The 9,167-nt window shown below is 34.4% G+C and carries 14 protein-coding genes; 3 read left to right on the top strand and 11 right to left on the bottom strand.

Annotated features, from left to right (window positions below; genetic code table 11):
* Positions 1–253 (bottom strand): RepB family plasmid replication initiator protein (locus FTU13_RS16980; protein WP_180122969.1); only part of this gene is annotated, 253 nt, incomplete at its 3' end.
* A 635-nt stretch (positions 254–888) separates the two neighbouring features.
* Complete coding sequence (mobQ, locus tag FTU13_RS16975) at positions 889–2,643, bottom strand: MobQ family relaxase (protein ID WP_257235117.1); 1,755 nt, start codon at positions 2,641–2,643, stop codon at positions 889–891.
* Positions 2,644–2,901: 258 nt separating this feature from the next.
* Between mobQ and FTU13_RS16970 the strand changes: the two genes are divergently transcribed.
* Positions 2,902–3,276 carry a hypothetical protein gene (locus tag FTU13_RS16970; RefSeq protein ID WP_086322809.1) on the top strand — a complete coding sequence of 125 codons (375 nt, stop codon included), beginning with the start codon at positions 2,902–2,904 and terminating at the stop codon, positions 3,274–3,276.
* 176 nt (positions 3,277–3,452) lie between these two features.
* Positions 3,453–3,773 carry a GrlR family regulatory protein gene (locus FTU13_RS16965; RefSeq protein ID WP_179997607.1) on the top strand — a complete coding sequence of 107 codons (321 nt, stop codon included), beginning with the start codon at positions 3,453–3,455 and terminating at the stop codon, positions 3,771–3,773.
* A gap of 45 nt (positions 3,774–3,818) precedes the next feature.
* Here FTU13_RS16965 and FTU13_RS16960 read toward each other — a convergent pair whose 3' ends face one another.
* From FTU13_RS16960 to FTU13_RS16935, 6 genes are all read right to left on the bottom strand, one after another.
* Positions 3,819–4,112, bottom strand: a complete 294-nt coding sequence (locus tag FTU13_RS16960) for a type II toxin-antitoxin system RelE/ParE family toxin (protein ID WP_074947749.1) — start codon at positions 4,110–4,112, stop codon at positions 3,819–3,821.
* Positions 4,102–4,347: a type II toxin-antitoxin system RelB/DinJ family antitoxin gene (locus tag FTU13_RS16955; RefSeq protein ID WP_111885987.1), complete on the bottom strand. Its 246-nt coding sequence runs from the start codon at positions 4,345–4,347 to the stop codon at positions 4,102–4,104. The genes FTU13_RS16960 and FTU13_RS16955 overlap by 11 nt, the downstream gene beginning before the upstream one ends.
* A 174-nt stretch (positions 4,348–4,521) precedes the next feature.
* Positions 4,522–4,722, bottom strand: a complete 201-nt coding sequence (locus tag FTU13_RS16950) for a hypothetical protein (protein WP_163146734.1) — start codon at positions 4,720–4,722, stop codon at positions 4,522–4,524.
* A 593-nt stretch (positions 4,723–5,315) separates the two neighbouring features.
* Positions 5,316–6,197, bottom strand: coding sequence for an IS982 family transposase (locus FTU13_RS16945; RefSeq protein ID WP_180128930.1), 882 nt, complete (start codon positions 6,195–6,197; stop codon positions 5,316–5,318).
* An 86-nt stretch (positions 6,198–6,283) separates the two neighbouring features.
* Positions 6,284–6,610 carry a hypothetical protein gene (locus tag FTU13_RS16940; protein ID WP_005108845.1) on the bottom strand — a complete coding sequence of 109 codons (327 nt, stop codon included), beginning with the start codon at positions 6,608–6,610 and terminating at the stop codon, positions 6,284–6,286.
* On the bottom strand, positions 6,600–7,058 hold the full coding sequence (locus tag FTU13_RS16935) for a hypothetical protein (RefSeq protein ID WP_233945589.1): 459 nt from the start codon (positions 7,056–7,058) through the stop codon (positions 6,600–6,602). The genes FTU13_RS16940 and FTU13_RS16935 overlap by 11 nt, the downstream gene beginning before the upstream one ends.
* Before the next feature lie 79 nt (positions 7,059–7,137).
* On the opposite strand from FTU13_RS16935, the gene FTU13_RS16930 reads away from it, so the two are divergent.
* A complete protein-coding gene (locus tag FTU13_RS16930; RefSeq protein WP_005108843.1) occupies positions 7,138–7,452 on the top strand; it encodes a hypothetical protein in 315 nt (104 codons plus the stop codon).
* Between the two features lie 182 nt (positions 7,453–7,634).
* On the opposite strand, the gene FTU13_RS16925 is transcribed toward FTU13_RS16930, so the two are convergent.
* From FTU13_RS16925 to repM, 3 genes are all read right to left on the bottom strand, one after another.
* A complete protein-coding gene (locus FTU13_RS16925) occupies positions 7,635–7,778 on the bottom strand; it encodes a hypothetical protein (protein WP_166135746.1) in 144 nt (47 codons plus the stop codon).
* Positions 7,779–7,790: 12 nt separating this feature from the next.
* Positions 7,791–8,345 carry a plasmid replication DNA-binding protein gene (locus FTU13_RS16920; protein WP_180005593.1) on the bottom strand — a complete coding sequence of 185 codons (555 nt, stop codon included), beginning with the start codon at positions 8,343–8,345 and terminating at the stop codon, positions 7,791–7,793.
* 3 nt (positions 8,346–8,348) lie between these two features.
* The coding region (repM, locus tag FTU13_RS16915) for a replication initiation protein RepM (RefSeq protein ID WP_180122967.1) at positions 8,349–9,167 on the bottom strand (819 nt) is incomplete at its 5' end.

Below are 9,167 nucleotides of genomic sequence, written 5' to 3'. Positions count from 1 at the left end.
CCTTAAAAGAGAACTTTCTTTCAAAAAGATTATTAACTGCATTTTTTAGAGCGTTATACGCAGCTTCTTTGGTGACATCAAAGCGAGAAGCATAATCAGAAGCATGGATTTCTAATTTACTGTCGGATGAGATCCCTTGGCCTGTTTCTCTTGCTCTTATTATTGATAAAAGGATAAGCCGTTGCTCGGTTACTTCGAGATTATAACTGGCATTAATTAAGGCATTATCTTTTACTACTAAGTCATTTTTCATAAGACTGCATAGGTTATAAGTGTTATTAAGACTACATTAGCATTCGATGTAATCAAATGCAAAGAAATTGTAGTCTTATGACAAAGAAATTGTAGTCTTATGACAAAGAAATTGTAGTCTTATGACAAAGAAATTGTAGTCTTATCCACCTTGAAAGCCTTGCAAACAAAGGTTTTCAGAGAGTCTAAAAGCATTAAAAACTTTAAAAATAATTAAAAGCCCAGGAAAGGAAAAATTGCCCTTGGTTTTCGCTGCGCTCAAACTCTATTGAATCTCGCTTTCGCTCGATTCGTTGGGGCAATTTTTTGGCTCATTGGGTTGTGACTTTAAAAAAAAGCAAAAGCAGCTCGGAATTCGCTTCGCTCATGAGCTTTTTACTCGCTTCGCTCGACATAAAGCCATCGTAATCAGTTCGCACCCATTCGGGATGCTCTGATTCTGAGTTCTTGATACACAGGGGAGCCTGTAATCAGGGAAAAACAGGTGAAAAAATTTAGATCCCTGTAGTTCGCTCGTAGACACTCGCTAAATGCTCTCATTTGCGATTTAAGAGTTTTTTCTTAACTCAACTATAAATCTACTGTGGTTTAGCAAAACATCGCTAAAAACCCTATTTTTTTGCGTTTAAACAGCATTCACCAAGGTCGGTAATCGTTGTTATTTTCATTTTCTGGTTTTTTAGGCTCATTTTTCTGCTGTTTTTCCAATTCTTGGCGTTTTAAAAATGCCAAATGTTCTCGTTCGTGTCTTTCTTGTTCATAGCGTTGTTCTTTTTGCTCTCGTTCTTTACGTAATTGCTCTCTAAATTCACTTTCTCTGCGATCATTTTCAATTCTTCGTTGGCGATCTACTTCCGCTTGGCGTACTTGCTGCATTCTTTCTTGTTCAATTTTGAGATCATCTGCCCGTTTTGCTTTAAGGAGGGGACTCATATCATCATTAAAATCATGTAGGGTATCGAATGAATGAACGTACTCTCGTTTTAGCTTCTGCCAAAACGTGGGTTTTATCGTTGGTCGTTCAATCCCATTATTTTCCAGTATCTCTGAGCATTGACCTAAGCGTTGGACGACATTCTCAATATCGTATTCTTTAGCAAGTTGTTCGACCTCGGTTGCGTATTCTCTCCAGTTCTCATTTTTTGCCTGTTCTACTGATTTTTCAGTCGCATAAAAATCAGGTTTTTTTATATCTCTGTAAGTATGATGATAAGAGTCATAAAACAAATTATTGCTATGTAGGTAAAAATCGCTTTTGTTTTCTGCTAACCATCGTTTTGTCTTGGTGAGATTTGATTCAATCTGCTTTTGATTATCAGCAGCATTGCTTTGAATGGTGTAAAACTGATTGGCAAATTCTGCATAAATATCTTGGCACCGGATGAAGTCATCATATGCGTTGTCGATCTGTTGAACCTGTTGTTCTTGCAGGCGTTCTTCTTCTAGGTTGAGATTTACTAATTCTGCTAAAAGCTCTTTTTCTTCTGCTTCGGTTAACTGAAGTTCGTTTTCCAGCTGGGTAATCTGATCTTCTAATCGACTTGGAACAATAATTTCTTGATCAAGGCCCTTGATGATCTGTTGGTATTCTCGTGCAGCATCTAAATTTTTGGCTTTGATTGCATCATTTTCAAGTGCAATTCTTGGCAGCACAATTTCAGTGTTACGTTCTTCAAGCGGTCTTTTTTGTTCCTCGTCATATTGTCTGCGAAGTGCTGTAGCTTCATGCCCTTCATGATGAGTGGGTTCAAGAAAGTCTAAGCCCTGATCCTTGTAACTCCGGTGGTCGATGCGTTCGTCTAGTCCGGCATTTTCCAATACTGTGTTTACAACATTGGCAAAAGTTGCTCGGCTGTCCTTCAGGATCTCGGGACCATGGTCGTTGAAGATTCTTTGTTTCTTTCCTAATTCGCCTTTTTCATTGATGAGTCTGGTCGTGAACATCATGTGTACGTGATAGTTTTTATTATTGGTTTCATCGTTATGTTCATGTGGTGCATGGATGCAGGCATCGACAATAACATTGTGCTTGTTCACAAAGTCTCGGCAAAAGTCATCAACGATTTTTATGCGTTCTGCATCTGTTAATTCATGTGGTAAAGCACAGATATATTCTTTGGCGAGTCGTGCATTGGCTTTCATTGAGCCATTGGCATTGAATTCTTTTTTTTCTACTGTATTCCAAAGTGTTTGACGGTCTAAAAGTTTTGTATTGGTATGTTCTGGTGCATAAATATTTTTGTATGCAAGTCCCTTTTTTTTAGTGTAGTCCTGAGTCTTTCCAAAAGTCAGATCCTCTAATTTTTCACAGGCACGATAAGCAGCACAAGCAACGGCTGAACGTCCGTCACTTCGTGAGATGTTGCTTTCATTCAAATGAAAAATTGCCACTTTAAAAACCTAAATTTCTGCATACCGTGGTTTTGATTTTTGCAACTTTGAAAAAGTTGCTGACCATGCTAAAGCGAGGTCATGGGGTACAGGGGTTTCCCCTGTCGCAACGTCCACTTTTGAATGAAATGATAAAAGTGGGTAAGTGCGCCCTTCGTTTCACTCCGGGAAAACTTCGCTTCGCTACGTTTGATATTGCTCGCTTTGTTTTTTGACTCTATGATGATGTTTGGTTATTGATCATCACGGTTTAATACTATGTCAGATATTCAAGAAAAGAAAGATGCAGTTTTAAAGAAGCTCACTAAAGCACAGCAGAAGAAGTTATCTCTACAAGAGCAAATTGAGTATTTGAAAAAAGAACAAGAGCAGATCTTAGAACAGGCAAAACAGAAACAGAATGAGCTTAAACTTAAGCAGCAAAAACTTTTAAGTGAAGCCAAAGCTCAAGAACGGAAAAATGAAACTAGACGGAAAATTTTGCTTGGCGCTTGGGTTTTGAATAAATTTAAGAATGATGAATCTTTTAAACATCAATGGGCTGATTTTGAGCAGTTTTTAAGTGCGGAAAGTAAGACAGAAGAAAATAGACAGAAAGATAAAGAGCTTTTTAATGATCTTTTTAAGGGATAAGTTCTAAATTTCATATAAGAGATTTTATGTTAAATAAAGGTTAACTACTATGAAATGCTAATGTTTGTATTACAGGAGAGGTAGCTCAATTTGTTTGAACAACTAAAAGCTTATTTAAAGTTGAAATTGGCGTAAAATATATAAAACACTCACTTTGTTGAACTGGTATTTTAAGAATGCGAGATGGTATTTACTTCCTTGAATTTCAAGATAATTTTAATGATTTTGGTAATGGAGTTTTTGTAGTACAAAATAATATAATAAATGGTGGAAACTATGCATTTTCCTTTCAAGGTGAAATCATTAATCAAAAATCGAAAGTTATTATAAAACAACATGATAATAGTATAGAAAAAGCTATAAATGAAACTTTAAATGTATCTATTAAAAAGACGAATTATGATTATGAATTATTAGGGAGTATTACTAATAGACCTAATTTAGTCGTTTATATAAAAGCAAAATTTATAGGTGACTTATTTCTAAAATTAACATAATACACGTTATGCGAAGTCAAAAATGGGAGCTCTAAGCTCCCATTTTTAGTCTTTAATGCGCTTTTTCGCTTCGTCATAAACTATGCTGTCAGCTCGTTTCCCAACCGTAATGAGCAAGATAACTACCTGATCATCTTTAACTTGATAAACTAGTCGGACTCCAGCCTTTAATAATTTAATTTTGTAGCAACCTGCAAGATCACCTCTAAGCATATTCTTTGGAATATGTGGCTGCTCTATGACCTTGGCAAGTTTTTTCTTAAATTGATCTCTTATAGCACTAGGAAGCTTTTCCCATTCAGCTGTGAAGTCCTTATGACGTAAAAGCTTATAAGTCATCTAAAGTAATTTCCTCAAACATTTCTTTAGGATCATTAATACGTTTACGAACAATCGCTAATAGCTCGGTATCCTCTTCTGAGAGTAAGGCTTTTTGTACAGGGAGTTTCCCAGTCGCTGCAATGTATTCAAGGACATTTGTAAAAAACTCAGTAGGTGCAATACCTTGTTCTCTTAGAACTGAATAAGATTTTTCTTTAAGGGCTTCATCGACCCTGAAGTTAACAGTAGCCATTATTTTTCCCATTTATTGAATGCATAGGAATATTGTAATGCAAGTTGCATTACGTGGCTAGTTCGTATAATCCGTATTATGTTAATTTCAGAGAAACTATTACAAATAGAATATTACTTTTATATTCTCAAATGAGCCGCTATCTTTCTTAAAAAATACTATAAATAACTGTTATTACTGATTATTATTTTTTAAATCAGGGCGAATTTTATAAATATTATTTTGGAGTTCAAAAATATGACTGAGAGCTTTTCCTATCAGTAAGATATTTTCTCTATTTTCTAGTGATGGATCTGATTGAATCTTACTAGGAATACTGTCTAATAATATTGCAGCTTGATACAAATCATCATTTATTTTTTTTAATTGATCCATTTTTCTCTTCTATATATGTTGGTAAGGATCCCAATCATATTACATTGAGATCCTGATTTATTAGGCCGTGGTATATCTTGTTGTAGCTTCTCTAGTTTCTGAACTAAAAAGGTTTAATAATCTATCCGATGATGGTACAGGAAGATTTGGTGGATTCCAATCACCTGTAGTGATGCATGTATTTAAAGAGTTTCCACACTCTGACATTCCACCGCTACCAGCAGACCCATAGACATCAATACAGTCTGCATAATATTCTGCACACATCACAATTCTTTCGTTAAATAATATGAAGGCGTTGTAGGATCATATGCAAGAGCAAGACTACTAGTTATTATTGTACTAATTAGAACTATTTTTTTTAAGAACATAAGAAAATTGCAAAAGTGCATATTCTAAAAGCGGACATTTTTACTTTGGAGAAACCGGACATTTCTACTTTGGGCTTACATCTAAGTTTCGTATAACCGCCATTATGTTAAATGGAGGTTAGATTGGTGGAAAACTCCAGTTTTTGAAACTTCAAATAGAAGCTCTTTCGTTCAATTAGTAATTGTAATTTCTATATAAATTTATATTCTATTACGCCAATCTCAACTTTTAATTAATTTTTCCAACTGTAAAGGAGGATTACCTAATTGAGAATTTAAAACGACTGAAATTGTATGTGAAAGAATTTTTCGAGTGATACGATGAGATAAATGCCATAGATCTCTAGCCCTGACTTTTTGTATATTAAACTGCGCTGTTAGTTGTCCTATGACTGTTTCAATTTTCCTTCGGGCATTCATCAGTATTCTCATCGCTTCTTTGGGTCGATCGTCAACCATATTTTTTCTAAATGGTGTTTGTAAATCAACACACTGTAAATCATAGTATTTTTTTAGTTCAGGTCTTAAATATCCTTTATCAGCACCAAGCAAACCATGAATATTCTGTGTAATTTCAGGTGCAACATCTCGTTCATCGCAGTTTGCGGGAGCAAAAGTATAATCTGTAATCATTCCTGAGAAATTAATCACAATATGTCCTTTAAAACCATAATATTTTTCTTGTTTAGCTGCACAATAACTAAAACCTGCATGTTCTTTGAAGTTTTTATGTCTTTTTGCTCGGGCATAGCGACAAACAGGGATAGGAAAACCATCAATAAAATGAATGTTATCGTGCATAAAGGTTTTTCTAATCTTGGTCATAATTTGCTGATTGACTTGCCATAAGTTTGCACAATGTTTACAAAAATTAGGATATGAGCCCAATTTTGGAAACCATTCTAAGTAATTGTGTTTAAAATATTTCCAGATATTTTTATCAGAATCCAATCCTAAAAATTCACCTACAATTTGTATCGTAATTATTTCAATATCGGTTAAAGCTGGGGGGAATCCTCTCGTTCTTAATGGCTTTTTGACGATAAGTGAATAGCAAGAGTCTATGAATAAATACACAGAAATGATAAATTCGTAAATGGACATAACATGAGGTAATTTTCTTAGTCGAAATCTAAATTGTGTTATGTCCTTTTTATTTCAAGAGTTTAGAAAGTTGAGATTCGCGTATTCTATTGAATAATTATTTCATAAATTCTCCTATCATATTTGGCTGCATATGTAGCTACTTCTTGATTAATCTTTTTATGACTTTTATCTACATATGAAAAGATTATTGAATCCTCATTATGCTGCTCATAGTTGATGGCGTATTTATATTCCGAATAAGGATAAAGAGTACCTAAGCTATAAGTTTTTTGAGCACTGATATAAGTTATTTTAAGATCTGTGATTGGGGCATTGGTCCAATTTTTAATAGAAATATATCCATTCTTTTCTAATGGTTGGCATCCTATAATTAAAACTAATGCAAGACAGTAAAATAGGCTATTCTTCATTTTGGTAGTTCTGTTCAATTGGTCTTATGAGTCGACTAATAACTATAACTTTTGAGGTATCACAGCTAGGATCTACTTCAGTTATCCAAGAATAATTATTTTTTTCTAGAGGATAGGATTCTCCGCCTCCATATGCTGCTTTATCACCTAAAAAATAAGTATCCGAATCTACTTTTAGGCTCTTAGTTTCCATATCCCAATCTAGAGTTTTTGTAGCAAAAATTGGCAGAACTTTAGATCCATCAGCATGTTCTAGGTATAGGCATTTACCTTCCCTAATAAGCTTAGCCTCACTATAACTTGCATTATCTGCTCCCCCCGTATATTGAATACGTGGAACAACTATATTTGATTCAATTTTTTCTGTAACTGGACTACAGGCTGCAAGTAAACTTAATAAAATAAATTCTAATCTTTTCATATTAAAGGAATTTTTTGATAAAATCATAATAGAGAAATTAAAGCAAATTATTCCAAAAGGCTCTGATTAAAAATTGTTAAAATTAATAGATATATGAGATAAAATTATGAAAAAATTTTTATATTTTAATTTCTTAGCAATTATTTTGACCTACGTATCTTTGCTTTATCAAAAAAATATATTAGTTGACCGCATAGTTGTAGATAAGCTTGGAGAAGTTGAAGTCATAGCTGGGGGATTTCCTCTACAGTTCCTTATAGATGGTGAAACCTCTCCAGTCGGAAGTATAAGTATCAATCCTTTATTTATTTTCATCGGCATGGATCAATTTGTTTTTCTCAATTTTTTTATTGATTATTTATTTTGGATAAGTATTTTATTTGCTTTTTCTATGATTGTGAAAAAGTACAGAATTGTATAGATCTCCTAAAATTAACATAATACACGTTATACGAAATGCTTTATAATTATCCTTATAATTCAACGCTGTAGTTCCTAGTTGATAGCCCGAGTTTCCATGACCGGGCTTTTTTTATGATTTTTCACGTTCCACGCCTATTATTTAAGCAATGTTTCACGATTTTGATTAGCTCAATTGAATAATCAGGATGACTGGTCTTTTTCTTTTTGGCGTTTATCCAGCTCTTTTTTCAGCTCCTTTTTATCCTGGTACGATGCGATCAGCATGATCGGGATCAACAGTGGGGCCACAATAATGCCTAGGGCAATGTCTTTCAGTTTCGGCATGATCTTTCTCCCTTAGTCATTATCAAAAACAGCATTCAGTACACGGCCAAATAAGCCACGTTTTTTCTTTGTCTCATAATGCGTATTTGGTACGTGTTTTGGTGTTTCATTAGGGCGTGTCACCAATGTCTCATGGGATGTTTTAATTTCACTATCTCTATTATTATCAATAGTTTCACTTATTCCATTATTGTTGTCGCATGGTGCATCATTGGAATGTGTCACTGGTGTATCATGAGACATTTTTTCTTCAGACTCTTTATGCCCTAATAGCAATTGAAAGCGGTCTATTTGATCTAAATAGCGTTTCTCACGATCTTTGTATGACTCAATTTCCTTTTTCATAAAATCAACAAGCTGACGTAAATCAGCATCATCTTTAGACTGATCCACTTCTTGTTTTTGTTCATGCTTTTTGATCGGCTCTCCAAAGCATCGGATGACTTCTGCAATATCAAAAAGACCATCAGCGCTTCGAGATATACGCCCTTCTTTTATGGCCCTATATAGCGTAGAACGACTGACGTTAAAGCGGTTAGATACTTCACTTAGTGATAATTTAGCCATTTACTAAATCCTTTTATTTAATGGCATATATCCCACTTTTTTTAGGTATGGATATAGTTCTTTGATTTTTTCAGGATCGTGAAGCATCTCAGCAATACGAATAGCAAATTGTGGATAGCTTTCAGTTCCCTGGGAATACCGACCCATTTCCGGTAGCTCTGAAAGTTTATTGGCAAACATGTGGCGTTGTGCATCGGTCATTTGGGTAAAGAGATCTACCGTGTTTGGATCTCTTTCTGAAGGTATCGAATCAATTTTTTTATGCTTAAAAGTGAATGATAAGCCTGAGATAGATCTTCCTGTTTTGTACTGTTCGTATTTTACATGTATATCAGTCAGCTCATTGATTTGCTTTATGGCTGGTTCTAAAACACGACTTTTAAAATTAACCATTTTTTGATATTCATTCATCTCAAGTCCTAATTTTTCTCTGAACTCAGATAAAGAAATAACAGGTGTTTTTCCTACGTCTCTCCAAGCAATTAGAAACTCATATAGACGAATAGCATATTTGCTAGTTAGTTGCGCAACCTGTTTAAGTTGATAGCTCGTAAAGTGCTTTTCCAATCTTGTAATAAGAGGAACAACATCTGGTGCAAAGGTAACTTCTAATGTAGCAAGGTCATCAACATATGCAATTCGGCTAACCCAGCGGGATTTGACTACAATTTCTTTGTTTGTATCTTTATGAATTTCCTTAAAAGAGAACTTTCTTTCAAAAAGATTATTAACTGCATTTTTTAGAGCGTTATACGCAGCTTCTTTGGTGACATCAAAGCGAGAAGCATAATCAGAAGCATGGATTTCTAATTTACTGTCGGA

It is taken from the genome of Acinetobacter sp. YH12064, from assembly GCF_013419735.1.
GTDB classification, from domain to species: domain Bacteria; phylum Pseudomonadota; class Gammaproteobacteria; order Pseudomonadales; family Moraxellaceae; genus Acinetobacter; species Acinetobacter amyesii.
The sequence above is the reverse complement of the archived record's forward strand: the minus strand, read 5'-3'. Positions and strand labels throughout refer to the sequence as shown.